19 protein-coding genes are annotated in these 22,074 nt (G+C 37.8%); 6 read left to right on the top strand and 13 right to left on the bottom strand.

Annotated features, from left to right (window positions below; translation table 11 throughout):
* Positions 1-3: 3 nt before the first annotated feature.
* The 3 genes from ESZ36_RS13110 to ESZ36_RS13100 all read right to left on the bottom strand — a co-directional run bounded on the left by ESZ36_RS13110 (position 4) and on the right by ESZ36_RS13100 (position 3,577).
* The gene (locus ESZ36_RS13110; RefSeq protein ID WP_146788738.1) at positions 4-1,692 is read right to left on the bottom strand and encodes a flagellar assembly protein A; all 1,689 of its coding nucleotides are present in this window, start codon (positions 1,690-1,692) and stop codon (positions 4-6) included.
* A gap of 103 nt (positions 1,693-1,795) precedes the next feature.
* Positions 1,796-2,122 carry a hypothetical protein gene (locus ESZ36_RS13105; RefSeq protein WP_146788735.1) on the bottom strand — a complete coding sequence of 109 codons (327 nt, stop codon included), beginning with the start codon at positions 2,120-2,122 and terminating at the stop codon, positions 1,796-1,798.
* A 156-nt stretch (positions 2,123-2,278) separates the two neighbouring features.
* Positions 2,279-3,577 (bottom strand): CinA family nicotinamide mononucleotide deamidase-related protein, encoded by a 1,299-nt coding sequence (locus ESZ36_RS13100; protein ID WP_146788732.1) that lies wholly within the window; start codon positions 3,575-3,577, stop codon positions 2,279-2,281.
* Between the two features lie 421 nt (positions 3,578-3,998).
* Between ESZ36_RS13100 and ESZ36_RS13095 the strand changes: the two genes are divergently transcribed.
* A complete protein-coding gene (locus ESZ36_RS13095) occupies positions 3,999-4,388 on the top strand; it encodes a hypothetical protein (RefSeq protein WP_146788729.1) in 390 nt (129 codons plus the stop codon).
* A gap of 64 nt (positions 4,389-4,452) precedes the next feature.
* The gene (dapA, locus tag ESZ36_RS13090) at positions 4,453-5,373 is read left to right on the top strand and encodes a 4-hydroxy-tetrahydrodipicolinate synthase (RefSeq protein WP_146788726.1); all 921 of its coding nucleotides are present in this window, start codon (positions 4,453-4,455) and stop codon (positions 5,371-5,373) included.
* Between the two features lie 36 nt (positions 5,374-5,409).
* On the opposite strand, the gene ESZ36_RS13085 is transcribed toward dapA, so the two are convergent.
* Entirely contained in the window at positions 5,410-6,393 is a 984-nt protein-coding gene (locus ESZ36_RS13085) for an RluA family pseudouridine synthase (RefSeq protein WP_146788723.1), read from the bottom strand.
* 124 nt (positions 6,394-6,517) lie between these two features.
* On the opposite strand from ESZ36_RS13085, the gene ESZ36_RS13080 reads away from it, so the two are divergent.
* A complete protein-coding gene (locus ESZ36_RS13080) occupies positions 6,518-6,856 on the top strand; it encodes a ribonuclease E inhibitor RraB (RefSeq protein WP_146788720.1) in 339 nt (112 codons plus the stop codon).
* Between the two features lie 93 nt (positions 6,857-6,949).
* On the top strand, positions 6,950-7,165 hold the full coding sequence (locus ESZ36_RS13075; protein ID WP_146788717.1) for a hypothetical protein: 216 nt from the start codon (positions 6,950-6,952) through the stop codon (positions 7,163-7,165).
* A 307-nt stretch (positions 7,166-7,472) separates the two neighbouring features.
* On the opposite strand, the gene ESZ36_RS13070 is transcribed toward ESZ36_RS13075, so the two are convergent.
* Positions 7,473-8,159 (bottom strand): nitroreductase family protein, encoded by a 687-nt coding sequence (locus ESZ36_RS13070; RefSeq protein ID WP_146788715.1) that lies wholly within the window; start codon positions 8,157-8,159, stop codon positions 7,473-7,475.
* Between the two features lie 241 nt (positions 8,160-8,400).
* Positions 8,401-12,375 (bottom strand): phosphoribosylformylglycinamidine synthase, encoded by a 3,975-nt coding sequence (purL, locus tag ESZ36_RS13065; RefSeq protein WP_425457392.1) that lies wholly within the window; start codon positions 12,373-12,375, stop codon positions 8,401-8,403.
* Between the two features lie 201 nt (positions 12,376-12,576).
* Between purL and mltF the strand changes: the two genes are divergently transcribed.
* Positions 12,577-14,121, top strand: a complete 1,545-nt coding sequence (mltF, locus tag ESZ36_RS13060; RefSeq protein WP_146788999.1) for a membrane-bound lytic murein transglycosylase MltF — start codon at positions 12,577-12,579, stop codon at positions 14,119-14,121.
* Positions 14,122-14,338: 217 nt separating this feature from the next.
* Positions 14,339-14,479 (top strand): hypothetical protein, encoded by a 141-nt coding sequence (locus ESZ36_RS22540; RefSeq protein WP_170235842.1) that lies wholly within the window; start codon positions 14,339-14,341, stop codon positions 14,477-14,479.
* Positions 14,480-14,719: 240 nt separating this feature from the next.
* On the opposite strand, the gene ESZ36_RS13055 is transcribed toward ESZ36_RS22540, so the two are convergent.
* The 7 genes from ESZ36_RS13055 to ESZ36_RS13025 form a co-directional block, all read right to left on the bottom strand.
* Complete coding sequence (locus tag ESZ36_RS13055) at positions 14,720-15,463, bottom strand: PP2C family protein-serine/threonine phosphatase (protein ID WP_146788712.1); 744 nt, start codon at positions 15,461-15,463, stop codon at positions 14,720-14,722.
* 170 nt (positions 15,464-15,633) lie between these two features.
* Positions 15,634-17,979, bottom strand: a complete 2,346-nt coding sequence (locus ESZ36_RS13050) for a serine/threonine-protein kinase (protein ID WP_146788709.1) — start codon at positions 17,977-17,979, stop codon at positions 15,634-15,636.
* Positions 17,980-18,127: 148 nt separating this feature from the next.
* Complete coding sequence (gene tadA, locus ESZ36_RS13045) at positions 18,128-18,676, bottom strand: tRNA adenosine(34) deaminase TadA (RefSeq protein ID WP_146788706.1); 549 nt, start codon at positions 18,674-18,676, stop codon at positions 18,128-18,130.
* Complete coding sequence (gene hemW / locus ESZ36_RS13040) at positions 18,673-19,839, bottom strand: radical SAM family heme chaperone HemW (protein WP_146788704.1); 1,167 nt, start codon at positions 19,837-19,839, stop codon at positions 18,673-18,675. Before hemW ends, tadA begins: the two co-directional genes overlap by 4 nt.
* 23 nt (positions 19,840-19,862) lie before the next feature.
* Positions 19,863-20,477, bottom strand: coding sequence for an RdgB/HAM1 family non-canonical purine NTP pyrophosphatase (gene rdgB, locus ESZ36_RS13035; protein WP_211357790.1), 615 nt, complete (start codon positions 20,475-20,477; stop codon positions 19,863-19,865).
* Positions 20,478-20,944: 467 nt separating this feature from the next.
* Positions 20,945-21,385 (bottom strand): DUF4426 domain-containing protein, encoded by a 441-nt coding sequence (locus tag ESZ36_RS13030; protein WP_146788698.1) that lies wholly within the window; start codon positions 21,383-21,385, stop codon positions 20,945-20,947.
* Positions 21,386-21,471: 86 nt separating this feature from the next.
* The gene (locus tag ESZ36_RS13025) at positions 21,472-22,017 is read right to left on the bottom strand and encodes a YggT family protein (RefSeq protein WP_146788697.1); all 546 of its coding nucleotides are present in this window, start codon (positions 22,015-22,017) and stop codon (positions 21,472-21,474) included.
* Between the last annotated feature and the right edge of the window lie 57 nt (positions 22,018-22,074).

Here is a 22,074-nt window from a genome sequence, read left to right as displayed (position 1 = left end):
CTGTTAAGTATTCACTATTGGGTCAATTAAGATTTTTCGCTCTCGGTATATCATCTTACTTGGACCATATTCACGACGAGACCTCTCATTAAAGTCTCCAACAATTAGTTCTACGCCGTGATAAAGCTTCTCTGTTGCTTCAACGTAAACACTGGCTATATACTCTTGAAGACTATCTTCGATGATTAGCTTTTCGTTAAGTATTTCACCCATTTGATTAGCATGATACTGATAGGTTGGTACAATTTTAGCTACTAATTCTGGCCTTGCTTTTTCTTTTGGTAATTTCTTTAATTTATTGATTGCTGCTTTCAGTTCGTTTGTTTTATCAGACTCTATTTTAAGTCGTTCTTCTAATTGGTGAATTTCATCTTTGAACTTGAGTATTTTATGTTCAAAATTAATAATGGTATTACTACCCGCCGTTGCGCCAATTATACCTGCATGAACCGAAGTACCTACTTTGGTGTATCCACCAATCAATTTTCCGTTGGCTTGCTCATCTTTTCCAATCCATAACCGGCCACTTATATCTAATGTACTGTGCAACAATTGATTTTCAATACGAACATCTTGGTAACAAGTAATTTGGGCATATTGGCCATACTTTGCATAGATGCTTCCTTTTGCGCTGATATTCACACTCATTGTAATGTTAGTAATATGTTTTTTTTCAATATCATGTTTTCGGCCAATAATACCACCAGAAATAGTGATATCACCACCCGCTTCAAGGGTTGCTGACTCAACAAAACCACCTACAGTGATATCACCAGAAGCAGTTACTTTCATACCTTCAGTAACATCACCATCAATAATAACACTACCGGTAAAGTTGATATTACCAGTAGCAACAGTGACATTTTTAATCTTATAAATCTCATCAACTTCCATACCGTTATTAATGAGTTTAGGTAAGCCAACTTTTTCAGAAACCAGAATGTTTGTATTTTTCGGACTTATATTAGTCCCTTCGCCAGCGACGAGTTCAACATCATTGCCAGGCTCTGGCGATAGCGGGGTAGCAGTAACAGTATAGCCTTGTTGTCCTTGAGTTAAAGGCACTTTTTTTGCAATAGGATCGCCTATGTTTACACAGATGATATCGCCTAAATCTCGCATATCGACACTACCATCTTCTCGTTTTTTAGGTTTTAAAATCCTTGCTTGTGCACTTTCAACTAAAGGTTTTATTAGGGCATCTTTTCCATTAACCGCGATTTTCCCTGTAGCAATTTGCATATCAATCTGACTATTAGGGATTTGTTTTGCAGCAAGTTGCGCAAGTTGAATTAAATGCTCTTTACTAAAGCCTTTTTTTACACCCGCTTCTTGGGCTGCGTTTAAGATAGCTTTTGCAGATAGATGTTTACCACCCTGAGCGCTGGTAATTTCAGCGGTAGCACCCATTTCATCTGATTCTATAGTAATACTAACTTTCGCATCTACGCGTTCTAGTACTTGATAGCGAATTGTTCTGCCTATTTTCTTATCCTGTAGAGGTTTTAAAACATCATTTAACTCAGCAACGGCATTTTTAATATTACCGTTGTTAATGCGAAGTTTTGTAAATTCTGATGCATCAATTAGTTCTTTGATACTCAAGGTAGATATGGTGTCACCACCTTTAATTGGCTCTAAGACTAAATCTATATTATTTTTTTTATTACAGATTAAACTGGCTTTGGTCATTACGCGGGCTCCCCCAAACCGTTAAGTACTGCTGAGCCAAGTAACGGTTAGGTGCTGTTCTTTTATTATATAATTATTATGAGTATGTAGTTTATGGACTTTGTTACATATAATGATTTTGATGAATTTTAATAAAGCTGCTTGTCCCTTCCTTAGAATAATCTATTTTATATTCTATGCCATCAAGTGCCTGAACAAACAGGAGTGTCTTTTCTTCACCAAATAATTCTGCAGACGAAATATCAACAATATCTTGATAAGCTTTCTTAGCAATAGAGCGTTTCGCAGGAATTTCACCCTTATATATGCCTATACCACGATGGCTAATAATAACAACGGGCTTCTCACCATTGATTATAAGTAAATCGAACTTTTTTACTTTGTGAATAACGGTATTTCGACCACTGGTTATAAAATTTCTCTCTATCAAAATAGGCTCCTGAAATTAATCTATCATTTCTATTTGTTATTAGTCTTAATATATAAATTTTTACTAAACTAAGCAATGACTAAGCAGGCTTCTATCTACCTATACATTATTCTAGTTCATAAGTTTGTTAACTTTTTGTCTATCCTTGTTGACACTTCACTGTTCGGTAAAGGAGCGTTCTATTATATAGTTAGGAATTGACGTTATGTTTTGCTGATATCGGCGGAGTAAATCTAAGCCAATGGCTGCTACAAATTCTTGAAATTTAACTCTTTTGTAAGGTAGTAGCAAACATTGAGTTTTGATGTTGTTAATACTACCCCAAGCAAGCCATACTGTGCCTACCGGTTTTTCTTCAGTTCCGCCGTTTGGACCTGCTATACCTGATACCGCAATAGTAATATCTGCAGCAGACTTTACTAATGAACCTCTTGCCATAGCAACAACTACCTGTTCACTTACAGCACCATATTGCTCTAAGAGGTCAGAGGGGACATCAAGCATGGCTGTTTTCATTTCATTACTGTAGGTCACAAAACCTGCTTCAAAGTTCGTAGATGAACCGCTAACCTTTGTTAATTTACTCGCAATAAGGCCGCCAGTACATGACTCTGCTGTGGTTACTTTTAAGTTATGTTGTTGTAATTGAATAAGAAGGTGTTCTGCAAGCGATTTGGGTTTTTCTTGAATTTCAGCGATTAAATGATCTCCAAGAACGTTGGCTAGTTTTTTTTGCCATATCGACTTCAACGCTAAACCTTTTTTAGTATTTGTGGTGAGTTTAACTTCAAGTAACGGCATTCCTGCGCGAAAGCCCAAATCAATTGTTGTTGGCCATTGGGGGAGTTGTTCATTAATTATTTTTTGCAAACTTGATTCGCCAAGACCAAATATCTGTAAGCGAGTAACGTCAGTGATCAATTCACTTGGTAAGTCTGCAGAGATAGCCGGTATTATTTGCTCTATAAGCATTGTTTCTAGCTCATGAGGAACGCCCGGTGTGCAGTAAATATCACACTGGTTATAACGTACGGAAAAACCAACAGCACTACCATTTTTATTTGCTATTATTTGGCAATTTTTAGGTAATATGGCTTGTTTTAAGTTAGGACCGTTTAACTCCGCGCCCCGTTGCTGACACCAGTTGGTTAAATGAGTCAGCGCCTGCGGGTGTTGGCTTAATTCTTCTTCAATGGCTAGTGCTAAAGCTTGTGCGGTTAAATCATCCACCGTTGGTCCTAAGCCACCATTGATAATTAATATATCACTGGTACTAGCCATGTAAGTTATTTCACTAACAAGGAGCGCTAAATCATCAGCTACCGTAACCTTACGGTTGATACCAAGTCCAATGTCTTTCAGTACTTGTGCCATCATAGCTGAGTTACTGTCAACAATATCGCCTGTCATCAGCTCATTCCCTGTTAATAATAACTGTACTTTTGGGGCCGACATAGTTAATTTCCCTTAATGGTTTTAATTGCTGACAAATTTAAACCTTTTTTAGCTAAACTAACATCTAATTTTTATGTAGAGATCACGAAAGTAGCAAATGGATTAAGTTATTGTATAACGCACAGCTGCAGCAGCTAGTTTTGAACAAGCAAAATAATTGAGAGATAATAAGTTAAACATAGATAGGTAACATTTAATTAATTTCAGGATGTTTTTAAGTTGCTATAGACTAGCCCTAAATAGCACCTGTTTACATAAGAAAATACAGCGTTATCTAATTTGACAATTGAATAACTTTTCACAGCATCACTTTTTACCTTAAAATAGACACAAACTTGTTGATAAGACTTGTGGTTTTTAGATGGTTAAGTAATAACTTAAACTTTTAGTTCCACATTGCAAAACATTAGGAAAACACATAGTGAGTAAAACTAGTTACCCCCGAGCGTTGCTTTTTGGACGCTGGTATCGAAATGATATTGATGAGCATGGCAATGAAACCGTTGAATATGCTCAACTTAGTAGCGATGGCAGTTTTGAGTTTACCTTTATAACACTTGATATAAAGGGAAATATTATTGAAGAAATCACTGAACTGGGTGATTGGGGTCTAGTAGCAGACATTCACTTTACAATGACTAAAAATGAACTTATTAATGAAGAACTCTATGCTGCTGACTTAAATAATGATGATAATTATCAAGCATATAAGGTATTATCATTAGACCATCAGATATTTCACTACCAGCATAGATTAACGAATGATGAATATATCATGAGACGGGTTGTTGATAACCCCGGTCATTGCTAGAATGTTCGACAAGAATTTACCGATTTCCCTTATTGAAGTTAAATAAAAGAATTAGAGATAGTTAATGAAACGATTAAAAGCAGCAAGCTTAATGACCGCAATAAAAACTCCTTATACTGATAAAGGAGAGGTTTGTTTAAAGACTTATGATTTCTTAATAGAACAACAGATTTCTGCTGGCGTTGACGGCATAATAGTTGGCGGCACTACTGGTGAAGGGCATTTACTGAGCTGGGAAGAGCATTTAATGCTAATAGCTCATTGTGTTAACAACTTTGGCGATAAATTAATTATTGTTGGTAATACTGGCAGTAATAATACTCGCGAAGCAATAAAAGCCACTGAAAATGGTTTTGCTATTGGTATGGATGCAGCGCTACAAATTAATCCTTACTATGGTCGTACTTCAATTAAAGGTGTTAGCGAGCACTTTAAACGTGTTCTTGAAATCGGTCCTGCTTTTATCTATAACGTGCCAGGAAGAACAGGACAAGATTTAACACCAGAAATTATCGAACCTTTATCAACGCATAAAAACTTTATCGGTGTGAAAGAATGTTCTGGTAACGATCGCATTGCCTATTATGAAAAACGAGGTATTGCTTGTTGGTCAGGTAACGATGATGAATGTTATGTAGGACGTCATGTGCATGGTTCTCATGGTGTTATTTCTGTTGCTTCTAATATCATTCCTGGCTTTATGCGCCAATTAATGGATAAAGATAATGTTGAGGAATCAGCTAAACTTAATGATAATTTGCAAGGATTGATGAAGTGGCTATTTTGTGAGCCTAATCCTATTGCCATTAACACCGCCATGATCATGACTGATGCTGTTCCTAATAACTTCCGTTTACCTTACATAGCACTTACTAAGGAACAACGTAAAGTTGGTTTTGAATTATTAAAAGCGATAGAGACAAAAGACTTAGTTGGTGACAGCTTATCTTTACTTGAAGACAGTGATTTTAACTACTGTATTTAGTCGCTATATTCTTGTAATTTAAGCGTACGTATAAACTTAAAGCCTCAGTGATAACTGGGGCTTTAATATTTCTGGTAACTCAAAAAAATGCTCTTGTTCAATGAGGGGCTTACCACCTGCTGGCGTAATCTCAGCTGTTAGCGGACAAACAAAACGTAAACTAACCGCACACAATTGTAAATTACACTGTTCATTTGCATCCGCTACCCCATGCAACCTATCACCGACTACTGGCATTCCAATGCTTGCCGCGTGTAGTCTTATCTGATGCTTTCTGCCACTGTCTATTTTCACTTTTATTAGCGAACGATCTGTAACGTCATCATAGGCTAAGCAAGTAAAAGTACTACGAGCACTTTTTCCATCAATGGCACCTTCAATTACTTCTGGCTGAGGTCTTGTATTATGATCGCCATGGACAATGATGTGATAATGTTTTTCGAGTAGATGATGTTCAAACATATGAGACAACGCACGTGCAGCGGTTTTACTATGGGCAACAAGTATTAATCCAGTCGCTGCTCTATCTAATCGATGTACAATAAAAGCTGGGCGTTCGTTAGGTAAGTTTTGCTGAGCGAAACGTGCGATGGTGCAATGGTCACTCCATTTAGAGCCTTGAGATAACATACCGTAAGGCTTATACCAAACACTGTAATCAATTAAATCGGCAATTAATAATGCTTGTGGAACAGGCGCTGAGAGCACTTCTTTATTGAAATAAAAGTGCAGTTCATCACCAACTAACAATTGTTTTTTTACCCGACGCAGTCGTTGTGTTTGTTTTTTATTTTTTGCCGGCGTTAACCATAATGCGCCTTTGCTTATCGCCTGTTTTAACTCAGCTTTTGACAGCGAAATACTGTGCCCATGACCATAATTTTCTAATACTGAAATGGCAGTACAATTTTTCTGTTCAGTGACACAATTCTTAGTGATCAGAATATGCCATTCAAACTTTTGCTGGCTTTGAGTTGGGCTTTCACCTTGTGTGTCTGAACAGGTTTTATTTACGGGCATATTTCAAATGAGTAACGAGGACTTTGTAGTTATTTTACTAGGTTTATTCACTTAGCAAAGCTAAAATATCGAAATCAGGGTAATAACCTTAGATAATATTAAATATAAATAAATGAGAGTAACTATGACACGTGATTTAACGCTTTACCCGGAAGATGAAATTGGCAATACTCTTTGGCAGATGCAAGAAAGTGGTGAAGATTTAATAACTGAGCGTGAAATTGAATTCTCAGTATTATTTCCTGAACAGGAACTCGCGCTTAAGTTCGGCCAGTTATTATTAGAAAACAATCAAAAACTGTCTTTTACTCCATCAGAAGCACATGCCGATTTACCTTGGGAAATTACCGCTTACCCACAAATGCCGGTGACCTATGAGAATATTAGCAGTTATCAAGAGCTGTTAGAGTCAAGCGCGGCACCTTTAAAAGGCCAATTTGATGGTGTTTATTTTGTTGGCTAATGTCAATAATTAATGAAGTCACTCTCCATTAGCGTTGGCTTCATAATTAATGACTTCACTTTAGTGACCTCCCATTAGTAAGTAATAAAGATTATGAATATAGATATTAAACAATTCGCAGCACTACAAAAGGCGAGTAAAGAGTCATTCTTTGAGCAAAAAAAATTGCTTAAGCAAGTCATGTCAGGAAGAACAGTTCCGTGTAGTATTTGCAAGCAACCATTAAAGCTTTATACGCCAGAAGAAGGTGTACTTACTGGTATTCGTTGCGCAAAAGGTTGCACCGATATAGCGTTAGATTTTGCCTAATTAGGAGCTAAGGTTATCTATACCCGTTACCTTTCATAGTGCTCGATTCAGAGTGCTTGAGCAATGTCAGTTTGAGGCGCGTCAATTAAATCAAGGTTACTCCCTATTTCCTTGTCGTAACAATAAAATGATATTGCTCAAGCGTTTCTATGATGGGGCTAAAAACGATTTATACTTCGTTATTGGTTTTGAGAATGGAACAACCATTTCTTGCAATCAATGCCTTGCCTAAATCGTTTTTTTCTCCCACTGAAACAAGCATATTGAATGGCAATGGGTATATTACTTAATAAGTGCTTATTCGCCCTTATAGAAAAGTAGTTATATCTTCTAGGCTCTTTTTCACTTGTGCATGAGCAGGTACGGTAGCATCATGTGCAGGATAGCCAGCAATGAGTAACATATAAGCACGCTCATTATCGCCACGTTGGCAAACCTTATTTAAAAAAGACATCGGTTTTGGTGTATGCGTTAAAGTAGCTAAGCCAGCATTATGCAGTGCGGTAATCAATATTCCAGTAGCGATACCAACCGATTCATGGACGTAATAATTAGTCTTTTTATCTTCCTCGTTTTCCACTTTAGTGATACCGCCTTTTTTCTGACTAAAAATAGCAATTAACCAAGGTGCATGTTCTAAATAAGGTTTATTAGCATCGGTACCTAAATCTTTTAAAGCATCAAGCCATTCGCCACCTGCTCGACCTTCATAAAACCCACGTTCGTGAAATTCAGCTTGTTCTCTTATCTGCTTTTTAATCTCTGATGAACTAATCGCTACAAAGTGCCAAGGTTGATGATTAGCGCCACTTGGCGCTGTACCCGCTGCTTTTAAGCAGTTCTCAATGACTTGCTTATCGACTGCTCTATCACTGAAGCTACGAATAGAGTGACGGCGTTTCACTACATCATAGAAAGCTTGCGATCGGGTTAACATTTCAGCTGCAGGATATTCAACGAAGTCAGAAAGTGGAGAGCAGTCATGTTGTTGCATAAGCAATATGTCCTTTATTATTTTTAGTTAGTCGCTTCTATAGAGAGAATCGCCTTATTGTAACAATATTTTAACATTGGAAAAAAGGCAATAAAAAACCGACAGCAAGTGTCGGTTTTTAGTTTGTCGAATTAATCAGAGTATCTTGAAGCTGATTGAGTCAAGTTCACGAAGAAAGCACGGAGCTGACGAATGTCAGTTAGTACTTTCGACAAAGAACTTGGCTTTAACAGCAAAAAGATTAGCCAATAAAAGCACGAGCGTTACGGAACATGCGAACCCAAGGTGAATCTTCACCCCAGCTATCAGGATGCCAAGAGTTAGCAACCGTTCTAAATACACGTTCAGGATGTGGCATCATAATAGTTACACGGCCATCAGTGGTGGTTAATGATGTAATACCATCAACAGAGCCATTAGGGTTGGCTGGGTAAGTTTCAGTAACGTCACCGTAGTTATTTACGTAACGCATTGATACCGTACCTGAGTTGTTAGCAGCATCAATAGCAGCATCAGAACTAAACTCGGCATGACCTTCACCGTGCGAAACAGCAATAGGCATACGTGAACCTTCCATGCCTTTAAATAACACTGAAGGACTCTCTTGAATTTCAACTAATGAGAAGCGTGCTTCAAAACGCTCTGATTTGTTTTGTACAAAGTGAGGCCAATGCTCTGAGCCAGGAATGATGTCTTTTAAGTTAGACAACATTTGACAACCATTACACACACCTAACGTGAAGGTATCTTCACGTTCGAAGAATGCTTTAAACATTGCTCTAGCATCGGCATTAAATAAGATTGATTTTGCCCAACCTTCACCAGCACCTAAAACATCACCGTATGAGAAACCACCACAAGCAACTAAACCATTGAAGTCAACTAAGTCAGTACGACCTGATAAAATGTCAGACATATGCACGTCAATAGCAACAAAACCCGCTCTATCAAAAGCTGCAGCCATTTCAACATGCGAGTTAACACCTTGCTCACGTAAAATAGCAACACGTGGGTTAACAATTCCGTCAGCACTATTTTGTGCATCTTTTACGATTAAATCGCTAACTATGTCTTCGTTAATATCAAACGTTAATTCGGTGTTTAAGCCTGGATCTTCAGTATCAAATTTAACATCATGTTCTTGTTGCGCACATTCTGGGTTATCACGAAGTGACTGCATTCTGTAAGTCGTTTGTGCCCACACGGTACGGTAATAAGTACGAGAGTTTTCTAAGACCACTTCACCATCGCGGCTAAAGCGAATAGTATCTTCGTTATTGAGTCGACCGATATCAGTACATAAATCTAGAACACCGTGCTCAGCTAAAATAGCGTGAATGGTGTCAACATCGCTTTCACGAATTTGAATAACTGCACCTAATTCTTCATTAAATAAAGTGGCTAAATCATCGCTAGCACCGGTTGATATTTTACTGATATCAATATCAACACCAGTATGGCCAGCAAAGGCCATTTCAGTAACGGTAGTGAATAAACCACCGTCTGAAATATCATGATAAGCAATAACCTTTTCAGCGCGAACAAGTGCTTGCATCGCATTGAAGAAACCTTTTAATACTTCTGCATCGTCAACATCAGGGGTTTCACTACCAAGCTGTTTATAAACTTGTGCTAAACATGAACCACCTAAACGCTTTTTACCTTTTGACAAGTCGATAGCAACAAGGCGAGTGTCACCTTTATCTGTTCTTAGCTCAGGAGTAACTGTTTTACGGATATCTTCAACAACACCAAAAGCGGTAATAACAAGAGAAAGTGGTGAAGTAACCGATTTTTTCTTGCCATCTTCTTCCCACTGGGTTTTCATCGACATAGAGTCTTTACCCACTGGAATGGTTAAACCAAGCGCTGGACAAAGCTCTTCACCAATAGCTTTAACTGCTTCGTAAAGACCGGCATCTTCGCCTGGGTGACCTGCTGGAGACATCCAGTTAGCTGAAAGCTTAATACGGTTTAACCTCTCACCGTCAGAACCAGCAATATCAGTACCAGCGATGTTCGTCAGTGACTCAGCTACAGCTAAACGAGCTGAAGCCCCAAAGTTTAGTAAAGCAACAGGAGTACGCTCACCTAAAGACATTGCTTCGCCGTGGTATGAATCAAGCGCTGAGGCAGTTACACCACAGTCTGCAACAGGAACCTGCCAAGGACCAACCATTTGGTCACGATTAACCATACCGGTTACTGAACGATCACCAATAGTGATAAGGAACGTTTTCTCAGCAACGGTTGGTAAGCTCAAAATTCTATCTGCAGCGTCAGTTAATGTGACATTGCTTAAATCTAATGAGTCGCCAGCAGCGGTTGCCGTTTTAACGTCTTTAAATATTTTAGGAGTTTTACCTAGTAATACGTCAAGTGGTAAATCAATTGGCGTATTTAATTTCTCATCATTAGCGAAATGTTCATCAGTAACGGTTAAGTGTAATTCTTCAGTTGCGCGACCTACAACAGCATAGGGTGCACGTTCGCGGGCACATATTTGTTCAAAAGCAGCTAAATTTTTGTCAGATACCGCAATAACATAACGCTCTTGAGATTCATTACACCAGATTTCATGAGGCGCCATACTACGCTCGTCATTTGGTACATTACGCAGTTCAAAAACACCACCACGGCCGCCATCAGAAACTAATTCAGGGAAAGCATTAGATAAACCACCTGCACCAACATCATGAATGAAGGCGATTGGATTCTCTTCACCTAGTTGCCAACACTTATCGATAACTTCTTGGCAACGACGTTCCATTTCAGGGTTCTCACGTTGAACAGAAGCAAAGTCTAAACTTTCAGCTGATTGACCTGATGCCATTGATGAAGCCGCACCGCCACCTAAACCAATGTTCATGGCCGGGCCACCAAGAGCTATTAAGTTAGCGCCAACGATAATTTCGCGTTTTTGTACGTGTTCATCACGAATGTTACCTAAACCACCAGCAAGCATAATCGGCTTGTGATAACCGCGTACTTCTTTACCGTTAAACGAGTTAACTTCTTCTTCATACGTACGGAAGTAACCTAAAATAGCCGGACGACCAAATTCATTGTTAAATGCAGCGCCACCTAATGGGCCTTCCATCATAATATCGAAAGCAGTAACAATGCGGCTTGGTTTACCAAAATCAGTTTCCCAAGGTTGTACAAAATCAGGAATACGTAGGTTAGATACAGAGAAACCCACTAAACCAGCTTTAGGTTTTGAGCCGATACCTGTTGCGCCTTCGTCACGAATTTCACCACCTGAGCCTGTTGCAGCACCAGGGTAAGGAGAAATTGCCGTAGGGTGGTTATGGGTTTCAACTTTCATTAATATTTTAATGTCTTCATGGTTATAACCATAAACATTCGTTTCAGGGTTAGGGAAGAAGCGACCGCCCTTATTACCAACCATTACCGCGGCATTATCACTATAAGCGCTGAGTACGTAATCACTGTTAATCTCATGGGTATTACGGATCATTTTAAACAAAGATTTTTCTTGTTTAACGCCGTCAATAGTCCAGTCTGCGTTGAATATTTTATGGCGACAATGCTCAGAGTTTGCTTGTGCAAACATGTAAAGCTCAATGTCGTGAGGGTTGCGACCTAATTTACTGAAGTTTTCGAATAAATAATTAACTTCGTCTTCTGCTAATGCAAGACCTAATTCAATATTGGCTTGAACTAAGGCATTTTTTCCGCCATTTTCAATATCAATTACGGTTAACTCGCCTGGTTCACTACTCGCGAATAAGGTACTTGCTTGGGCGAAATCATTAAAAATACTTTCCATCATACGGTCGTGCAATAGCGCGTTTAACTGTGTTTCTTGATTGGCGCTTAATTGTGCATCACTTTCTAATGTTACGTAATAAGCAATACCACGCTCTAGACGCTCCACTTTAGCTAAACCACAGTTGTGGGCTATATCAGTAGATTTTGATGACCAAGGAGAAATAGTGCCTGGACGAGGAGTCACTAATAAAAACAAACCAGCAGGTTGATGTTCTTCAATTGTTGGGCCGTAAGTAAGTAATTGCTGTAAAACTTTCTCTTCACTTGCGCTTAATTCTTGATTAAGTTTAGCGAAATGGGCGAATTCAGCATAAATGTCATTTACTGGCAGTTGTAACTGTTCACATTGAGCTAATAGTTTTTTAACTCTGAAGTCAGAAAGTGCTGGAGCGCCACGAAGGTTTTTAATCAACATCGTCATAGGGTAATCACCAAGTTTTATGTAAGGTTTTGATTGGCCTTTATATGCTAAATTTGCATAGTAAACGCTAACCGAAAATTTCGCGCGTATTATAGTTGAAAATAAGGCTTTTGTTAACGGAAAAAGTCAAGTAAAAACTTAACACTAGTGTCAGGTAAAAAGTACTTGGCTATTAGAACAATACACGACACAATTGAGACCATGACTAAATATTTATCTTTTTCAATAAAACCTAAGCTCACTAGTAAGTTAGTGGTTAAGTTTACCTCGTTGCTCTTGGTTATTTTCACCACGGTACTATTAAGTGCTTGTGATAAAGAAAATGATTCTTCAAGTTTGTCTCGAATTTTGGCTAGAGGTTATATCAATGTAGGCACGATTTTTGGCCCAACAAATTATTACACCACAGCAAATGGCTTTGCTGGTTTTGAATATGAGTTAGCAAAAGAATATGCAGATTCACTTAATGTTGAATTACGTATTGTCCCAACGTATAGCCTAGATGAACTTTTTATTAAATTAAATACCGGAGAGGTTGACTTACTTGCTGCGGGATTATCAATGACGGATAAACGCTTACAACGTTTTAGATTTGCTCCTAGCTATGAAACTATTAGTCAAAAGTTAGTGTTTAAACAAGGTAATGTTAGACCGAGAAAAGTTGCTGATTTAACAGGAACGTTGATGGTGACCTCAGGGTCAAGTTACGTAGAAAATCTTGAAAAGCTAAAACAAACAAATAGCGAATTGGCTTGGCAAGAATCAACAGAGTTTGATAGTGAAGAGCTACTGAGAAAGGTCTTAAGCGGCGAGATAGATTATACTATTATTGATAGTAATAACTTAGCGATTAACCGTCGTTATTACCCTGAGATTAGTATTGGTTTTAGTATTAATGAACCTGAGCCGTTAGCTTGGATGGTAAGTAAAAATAGTCATGATGATATTTTAGCAAGCTTAGTGGAGTTTTTTGGCACAGTTCATCACGATGGTACTTTGCTGGCGCTGGATGATAAATACTATGGTCATATTGAACAGTTTAATTATGTTGAAACGAGAACATTTATTAAAGCTGTGGCAGGGACTTTACCTAAGTATCGATCGTTCTTTGAGAAATATGCGCAAGAACTAGATTGGCGTTTACTAGCCGCTATTAGCTACCAAGAATCACACTGGAATCCAACAGCGCGCTCATACACAGGTGTTCGCGGTATGATGATGCTGACATTAGCAACAGCGAAACAAATGGGTATAAAAAGCCGTTTAGATACAGAGCAAAGCATTCAGGGGGGCGCAAAGTACTTTAAGCGTATGATTGCCATGATGCCTGATAGAATTCCGACACCTGATCGTATTTGGTTTGCGTTAGCTTCCTATAATATAGGTTTTGGTCACTTAAATGATGCGAGAATTATTACCCAACGCCAAGGCGGTGATCCCGACCGTTGGGTGGAAGTTAAAAGTCGTTTGCCATTGTTACAACAGAAAAAGTATTACAAAAACACTAAACACGGCTATGCACGTGGCGAGGAGCCCGTTCGATACGTCGATAATATTCGTCGATATTACGACACCTTAAGTTGGCTAGATGAACAAGCCAAAAAGCAGGCGATAGCACTAGAGCTGGCGCAAGAGAAGTCACAAGCTTTATTAGTAAATAAATCAGTAAATGAATCGACTTCAGATGAAAAGGCTACTGAAAGTACTTTAAAAGAGGAAGAGCTAGCAACTGAAACGGCTCAATAAAGGGGGGAAGCTCTTTATTGCTAGAATTAATATAGTCAATTATTTTCTAGCTAAGGCACTTTCTAATATAAATATTGTTACTTAAAGCAGAGTTTATGCTGGCTTTTATAACAGAAAATAAATGATAGTTTTCTTGCTATACTTTTCAATGTCATAAAACTGTCATGATAGCAGGCTATAGTGATCTGACTATTTAACAACCAATTGGAAAAACAACATGAAAAGACCATTGAAAAATAATCAACGCAGAAAACAGTTAAACCGTCAGCATCATAAAATGACCGCACGTAGACAATCTCATTTTAACCAAACAATAACTGAATTACATGAATCGCCAGCCGTTAGCCAACTTAATTAGATAAAACTAAAGCCAAAGAGCACATCATCAACCTTGGTTGATAGCTATTCCATCAAATGGAATTAGCTAAAGCCTATGGTGGGTAATCATTATTATTGATTTTTACACCAGCTTGAATATCATCGCTATTTACACGTCCTATAAGTAAAACATCTTCGAGCAACTGCCTTTATAAGTGATTACATCGTCATCACTTAGGCTAAATAATCCAAATAAATGCCGAATTAATCTATATTTACTCTATTTATCGTTCAAATGGATTAAACCTACGGTGAGATTATCTCTACTATTTTTAGCTATAGCTTGCTCAACCATATCATCACATACATTTTTTTCAATAGAGAATTCAGATAAGTAATGATTGATTTCTCGGTTAGTTAAATAATCGTGTAAGCCATCGGTTGAAAGCATAATAGTATCACCACTATCTATCGCAATAGTTACGGTATCAACAACTATTTTTTCTCGGACACCAATTGCTTGTGAAAGTAAGTTTTTAGTCTTAGCACTCTTTGCTGTTGCAGCGCTGATTGCACCTTTATTGACTAATTCTTGGAGCATGGTGTGATCAATTGTTTCTTGTACTAAGTTTTTATCTTTTAACGTGTATGCTCGAGAGTCACCAACCCAACCAAGGTGGCATTTATTATTTTCGATTACCATTAATACGCCTGTAGTACCCATTCCTTGTTGGCCCATTGTGTTTTTTGCTTGCTTAAGAATGCTTAAATTTGCGGCATTAAGTTGCTCTGTAATCCATGTCAGCCAATTAGCTTGGTTAGTTATGGATACTTTACCCCAGGCATATTTGATATGGTCAACTAACATGGCGCTAGCAATTTCACCGGCATTGTGCCCGCCCATACCGTCAGCAATTAGCATCCAAACAACATCTAGCTCTTTATGAATGCCATAACTAATAGCATCTTCGTTATTGTCTCGAATCGAGCCCTGATGACAAAGGGATTTAATGTGATAATTCATAGGGGTTAACTGTTTCTACCTTTATCTTATTACGCAGCATCTATGCCGCATCGCTATTTAACCGATTAATTTATACCCATTATCTCATCACAGTGCCTTGAATTGAAATAGCTCAAGCACTCTGAAACTTACATCTTGATTGGTTACGAGTATATAGTTTGTACTACTTGTTAATTAGCCGTGATTTTAAAATCTCGTTTAAGTGCATTCGTTAATGCCAATTTAAATTCTGACATTGATTGGAAGCGCTTATCAATATCTTTATGCATGGCTTTACTACAAATACGCATCGCACTTGTTGGTAAATTAGTATTGTGTTGATTAACGGCAATAGCCTTCGCTTTAGTTATTTGATAAGCCACCGTTGCTATGGACTCTCCTTCAAAAGGTAAGTGGCCACAAAGCAATTGATAAAAAGTTACGCCTAAGCTGAAAATGTCGCTGCGACCATCAACTTTTAAGCCTAATATTTGTTCTGGAGACATATAATAGGGGCTGCCCATAATGATGCCAGTTCGGGTGTTACTGTTATCACTGACATAAGCTATACCAAAGTCCGTTACTGTAACTTTGAGCAAGTCATCATCATAAATAATATTAGCTGGTTTGATATCACGGTGAACAACATTTTGGTTATGGGCATATTCTAGCGCATCAGTTATCTGAATCAATAATTGATAAACTAATGGCGTAGGAAGTATTTTATCAGCTTGAGTAAATAATGATAATGGCGCGCCTGTGAGTAAATCCATGGCGATGTAACCTAGGTGATTATCTTCGCCTACATCATAAATAGTGACGATATTGGCATGACTTAAACCACCCGCTGTCTGTGCTTCTCTAAAGAAACGCGCTTTGGCTTCACCAAATTCTGGCGAATCAATGTCATCACTTAATTGTAATGTTTTTATAGCCACATGACGGTTTATTTTAGGATCAACGCCTTGATAAACGATGCCCATCGCGCCTTTTCCTAAAACCCCTTCTACTTGGTAGCGGCCAAAATTTTCAACTGACATCTGATGATTCATTGAGGTTTTAATATTTACAGGGTTATCAACTATAACTAATGTTTGTTCAATATCATTTTTAGATACGGGTGAAGGCCTATTTATCGGTGGAAATTGATTATGACTCGCTGCATTGTTGTTTTCTTCTGATAAAGAGTTGCTGTGTTTTACTTGGGGAGGTTTCACCCGTTTGTTAGTTAGTATATTTTTTATCTTAGATTTAATTCCTAACTTAATTTTTTGCCTCATTTGGGGCTTTACTTTGGCATTAGATGGCGCCGTAACTTCTTCAATTGTGTTCGAAGAAGCTTGGTAATTAAGTGCAGCTAAAAATAACCTATATTCTTTTTGATAAGCAAGTAGTAAAAGCCATGTTCCCATTATCGAGATTATTATCGGGGTAACTTCAAGCCATTGTCGTTGATTGAAAAAGAAATATTGTAAAATGAAAAGCAACACGACGTAACTAAGTACACCAATCGATTGCTGCTTTAAGGATAATCGACCTATGAACCAGGTTAGGGAAATACCTAATAACAAGAGCAACCAAGCAAATAAAATAATAACTAGACTCTGATACACATAATCTTCTTGAACCAATTTACTAAGTAATGGCTTGAGTATTTTATCCTGAGAGTAGTTATTATCGGTAATGAAGATGACTTTGTAATTAGGTCTAGAATTAATGTTAGCGCTTGAAGAATATTGTTGAATGAACTGATTAACAGAGCTTAACCTAGGTAAAGCAGTCTCTGATTTTTTTCGATTTATTTGATTAACCGTGGGTAAGTTTCCTGAAATAAATACTTCTCCAAAAAAGCCTAAAGGGTATTTTTTAGGAGCTAAAGTATTTGCCTTCGTTAGTAAGCTTAATTGCCAATTTTGTTCGATGAGTAGTTCGGTATTTGAACTGAGCTGCTTTACTATTTCGCCTGGTAAAGTGAGGTATAACATTCCTTTTTTTTGCCATATCAAAGGAAAGGCTTGTCGTTCACTTTGCAATAAAGGTGAAAAAATAAAGTACCTGGAACTTAACATCTCAGCGTCTGTTGTTGACGAAAAACGGAACCAATTAAGTAATGGTGAAAAAGGCATTGTCGCTTGAGACTTTAATGGTGATGCTGAGGTAACTTGATTTGAGCCAATAACAATTTTATTCTTACGCGGTTTTGAGGATAGGTAATCCTCAAGTTTATCGATAAAATTGTTTGATTGTTGACCTAGGAAGGTTATCTGACTATTGGGGTAATACGACAAAAGAGTCGTTATTGATTTTATATTTTGTCCATTGAACTCGGACTGTAATGTTAAAATATCGCTAACATCTAAGCTCGGTTTATTATCCGATAAAACAGGAGACGACTTAAGTTGGCTTAGCCATTGAATATTTAATTGATTTATCTGGTTTAGGCCGCCGATAGAAGCATACCAAAAGGAAAATCCCCAGAATAATAAAAGTAGATAAAACCAACCCGTATGATAGATGGGCAGAAAACGTTTGACCATGTGTAGTGAGAACCTTTAGCTATTTTTAGTATTATTATTTTGCTGTTGCTATGCCTCTATTAATACCTGAAAGTGTGTGGCATATCAAATTTAAGCTAACAAGTTAGCCAAAACCTCTCGTTAACAAGACAATCTAATTTATTGAGTGTTAAACCAAGGTGTCTTTAGCGGCTTTTTTGGCTAGTTTTTTTTCTTTTCTACGTCGCTTAAAAAATGAAGATAACAACTGGCTGCAATCTTCTTCCAGGATACTTGAACATACTTCTAATTGGTGATTTAACTGTGGGCTATTTACTAAATTAAAAGCACTGCCTGCAGCACCTGTTTTTAGATCGCTGCAAGCATAAACCAAGCGATTGATTCGACTATGTACTAACAGACCAGCACACATAGGGCAGGGCTCGAGAGTTACGTACAAAGTGCAGTCAAGCAAGCGATAATTATTAAGAAACTTTCCTGCCTGTCTGATGGCATTCATTTCAGCATGACTTGATGGGTCGTTAAGCATAATTGATTGGTTAAAACCCTCACCAATGATCTTTCCTTGATGCACTACCACGGCGCCAACAGGAATTTCATCATGTTGCTCAGCTTGTTGCGCTAGTTCAAAGGCCCTTCGCATAAAAGTTAAATCAAGTCGTTCTTGTTCTTCTGTGCTTACTGTCAGTGTTGAGTTTACTGAGGATTGCTCCGTCACAAGAATATCTCCAGTAAGTCATTTAAATATCGTTGTCCTAGTTGAGTTACCAACCAATATTCTTCATTGTCTCTCACTTCACATGTCATGAGGTTCTTTTGTTGAGCTTCTTTAAGTAAAGGTAATACCACGCTTATATTAAGGCCTGTACTTGTTTGGAACTGTTCAATGCTAAAAGCGCTGTGCAGTCTTAGCTGGTTCATCATGAACTCAAAAGGGCGTTCACTTTCATCAACTTGTGATAATTTGTCTAAGAAATCACGATTATCATCTAAATAACCCTTAGGGTGTTTTACTTTAATGGTACGCATTATTTTCTGAGTTCGACTATCAGTAATTTTTCCATGGGCACCACAGCCAATGCCAAGGTAATCTCCATATTGCCAGTAATTTAAATTATGCTGACATTGATAGCCTGGCTTAGCGTATGCAGAAATCTCATACTGCTGATAACCTGCTTCATTGAGTAACTTAACGCCCTGATCCTGAATCTCCCACAAAATATCATCAATAGGTAACTTAGGCGGTTTAGAGTGAAAAATGGTATTGGGTTCAATCGTTAATTGATACCAAGAAATATGATTAGGATTTAGGCTGATAGCCGTTTTTAGATCATCAAGGGCATTATCTAACGATTGGTTAGGTAAGCCATGCATTAGATCTAAATTAAAACTGCTGACACCACTTTCTGTTGCCAATTTTGCCGCTACTTTAGCTTGGTCACTATCATGAATTCGGCCAAGCTTAATTAATTTATCAGAGGCAAAACTTTGAACTCCGATAGAGAGTCTATTAACACCTGCCTTGAAAAAACCAATAAATTTATCTGCTTCAACCGTGCCAGGATTTGCCTCTAAAGTGATTTCTATATCTGCTGCATGGTCAAAACGACCGAGTACTTGTTTTAGCAAGCTTTCAATATAGGCAGCAGAAAATAAACTTGGGGTGCCACCACCAATGAATATTGAATGTAAGGGACGGGTGGTTAACCCAAAGCGCTCAATATCGGCATCTAAGTCCGTAATCAGCGCAGCTACATATTCTTGCTCGGGAATCGCATTTTTGACTGCGTGTGAATTAAAGTCACAATAAGGGCATTTTTCCACACACCATGGAATATGAATATAAAGTGATAGGGGCTGATTTTCCAACAGTTCTAACATAAGTAAAGGGCTCTAACTTACTTTTATGAGGTAGCTAGCGCTAGTTTTTCAACTAACTTAGCTAATGCTTGACCACGGTGACTTAGTTTATTCTTCACTTCACGTGATAGCTGTGCTGAAGACATTTGTAAATCATGTTGCCAAAAAACAGGATCATAGCCAAAGCCTTGTTCACCTTGCTTAGTTCTAGAGATCGTACCTTCCCATATACCATGACAAATAACTGGTGTCGGGTCATTTTCATGTTTCATATAAACCAAAACACAGTGGAAACGAGCAGTTCGTAATTCGTCGGGAGTATTGGCTAACGCAGTTAAGAGTTTGTTGGTATTGTCATCATCAGTGACTTCACCTTCAGTGATATCTGCCGCGTATCTAGCCGAATAAACGCCCGGTGCACCATTTAGCGCATCCACTTCCAAACCAGAGTCATCAGCAATAGCGGGTAAGCCAGTGATCTTTGCCGCATGGCGCGCTTTAATAATGGCATTTTCTACAAAGGTGGTACCTGTTTCGGCAACTTCAGGAACACCAAACTCACTTTGCGGTACTATTTCGATCGATTGCTCAGCCAGTAAATGGGCTAATTCTTTAACTTTACCTTGATTTCCAGTGGCTAATACAACTTTTGACATGATGGTTACCTGTGGCTATTTGGAGCTTTATTGATGGGACTATAATCGCGCTATTCTATCCTAGAAATGGATGTTTCGCTAAAGTTAACAGCAAAAAAAAGAGCTTTTAAAAGCTCTTTATATCTGAATATATACCCGTAATCATTCAAGATGCTCGATTCAGAGTGCTTGAGCAATTTCAGTTTGAGGCGCGTCAATTAATTTAGGGTTATTCCCTATTTCTTTGGCGCAACAATAAAATGATATTGCTCAAGCGCTTCTACGATGGGGCTAAAAATGATTTATACGTCGTTATTGATTGTAGAGAAAGACGCTACATGGATGTAGTTTATTAGAGAATGCAGGAGCATATTCTCCTGAACAACCATTCTCTACAATTAATGCCTTGCCTAAATCGTTTTTTTCTCCCACTGAAACATGTATTTTGAATGGTCACGGGTATATGTTAATAATTAAACTATGTCAGCCTATTAATCCACATAGAAGGTTTGCGAGAATTTCAATTGCTGCTTTTCTTTGCCATCATTAATCATGATATCAAAGTGAATCGTCTCTTCATTGCTATAGTTAACCTGCGCAAGGTAATAAATAGCGCCACCTTCTTTGACTTCTTTAAACTCTAAATCTTTAAATTGACCTAGATTATTTTTGGCTTTTCCCGTAATACTAACCGTTTTTGATGGAGTATTTTTCTGGCTATTATCTAATACTGAAATATTGATTAAACCATTATATCGACTACGCGTAATGCCATAGACTTTAGCAATTTCAGGCGTAAAAAATGTTGAACCAATAGCCATATAATGCACATTCATATTGCCTAGTTTTTTCATGTTCTCAGCACTAACATTGCTCATCAAAAACAAGCTAAGACTAAAGGCAATAAATAATTTTATGATTGAAGTTTTCATGTGGAGCTCCAAAAAAATATAGAGGATTTAAGTCTGTTCTATTACATATCTTTAGTATAGAACAGACCAAAAAAAATACTATTGTTTTACAACGCACCCCAGTAAGGTAATGAGTTCGAAAGTAAGATATTAATGACATTCATCACCAAAAAGGCCAATAACATCGATAAATCTAAACCACCCATATTGGGTATTATTTTACGAATAGGGTTTAAAAAAGGTTCAGTCAATTGGCTAAGAACCATTAACGTTGCATTATAACCTTGAACAACCCAACTCATGATCGCCATAATAATCATGATAACAAAGAGTAGAAATCCAGCTTGTTTTAATAATACTAATAAACCGATGTAAAAAGCTAACACGCCTAAACTCTCACCGGACAAAGCAGCGAGGGTAACAAATTTCAATGTTGCTACTACATAAGCAATGAGTATTGTTGCTAAGTCTAAGCCACCTAGCCCAGGAATAACTCGGCGAAGTGGTATTACTAACGGGTTACTTACTTTGACAATAAACTGACTTAATGGATTATAAAAATCAGCTTTAACCCATTGTAGCCATACACGCATGATTAAAATCATTAACAAGGCGTCGAAGACGAATCTAAGCAAATAAATAATTGCTTCCATTTTTTTTCCTCTACTTAATTTGAGTTACTTTGAATTTGTTAGAATTAATTTAATACG

Source organism: Colwellia demingiae (assembly GCF_007954275.1).
Lineage (GTDB): Bacteria > Pseudomonadota > Gammaproteobacteria > Enterobacterales > Alteromonadaceae > Colwellia > Colwellia demingiae.
Note: the sequence above shows the minus strand (reverse complement) of the source record. Positions and strands in the feature narration are given on the sequence as shown.

Excerpts from the sequence above, each read along its gene's own strand:
- ESZ36_RS13110 (WP_146788738.1), bottom strand. The coding sequence starts at position 1,692 with ATGACCAAAGCCAGTTTAATCTGTAATAAAAAAAATAATATAGATTTA.
- ESZ36_RS13100 (WP_146788732.1), bottom strand. The coding sequence starts at position 3,577 with ATGTCGGCCCCAAAAGTACAGTTATTATTAACAGGGAATGAGCTGATG.
- dapA (WP_146788726.1), top strand. The coding sequence starts at position 4,453 with ATGAAACGATTAAAAGCAGCAAGCTTAATGACCGCAATAAAAACTCCT.
- ESZ36_RS13085 (WP_146788723.1), bottom strand. The coding sequence starts at position 6,393 with ATGCCCGTAAATAAAACCTGTTCAGACACACAAGGTGAAAGCCCAACT.
- ESZ36_RS13080 (WP_146788720.1), top strand. The coding sequence starts at position 6,518 with ATGACACGTGATTTAACGCTTTACCCGGAAGATGAAATTGGCAATACT.
- ESZ36_RS13075 (WP_146788717.1), top strand. The coding sequence starts at position 6,950 with ATGAATATAGATATTAAACAATTCGCAGCACTACAAAAGGCGAGTAAA.
- ESZ36_RS13070 (WP_146788715.1), bottom strand. The coding sequence starts at position 8,159 with ATGCAACAACATGACTGCTCTCCACTTTCTGACTTCGTTGAATATCCT.
- purL (WP_425457392.1), bottom strand. The coding sequence starts at position 12,375 with ATGACGATGTTGATTAAAAACCTTCGTGGCGCTCCAGCACTTTCTGAC.
- mltF (WP_146788999.1), top strand. The coding sequence starts at position 12,577 with ATGACTAAATATTTATCTTTTTCAATAAAACCTAAGCTCACTAGTAAG.
- ESZ36_RS22540 (WP_170235842.1), top strand. The coding sequence starts at position 14,339 with ATGAAAAGACCATTGAAAAATAATCAACGCAGAAAACAGTTAAACCGT.
- ESZ36_RS13055 (WP_146788712.1), bottom strand. The coding sequence starts at position 15,463 with ATGAATTATCACATTAAATCCCTTTGTCATCAGGGCTCGATTCGAGAC.
- ESZ36_RS13050 (WP_146788709.1), bottom strand. The coding sequence starts at position 17,979 with ATGGTCAAACGTTTTCTGCCCATCTATCATACGGGTTGGTTTTATCTA.
- hemW (WP_146788704.1), bottom strand. The coding sequence starts at position 19,839 with ATGTTAGAACTGTTGGAAAATCAGCCCCTATCACTTTATATTCATATT.
- ESZ36_RS13030 (WP_146788698.1), bottom strand. The coding sequence starts at position 21,385 with ATGAAAACTTCAATCATAAAATTATTTATTGCCTTTAGTCTTAGCTTG.
- ESZ36_RS13025 (WP_146788697.1), bottom strand. The coding sequence starts at position 22,017 with ATGGAAGCAATTATTTATTTGCTTAGATTCGTCTTCGACGCCTTGTTA.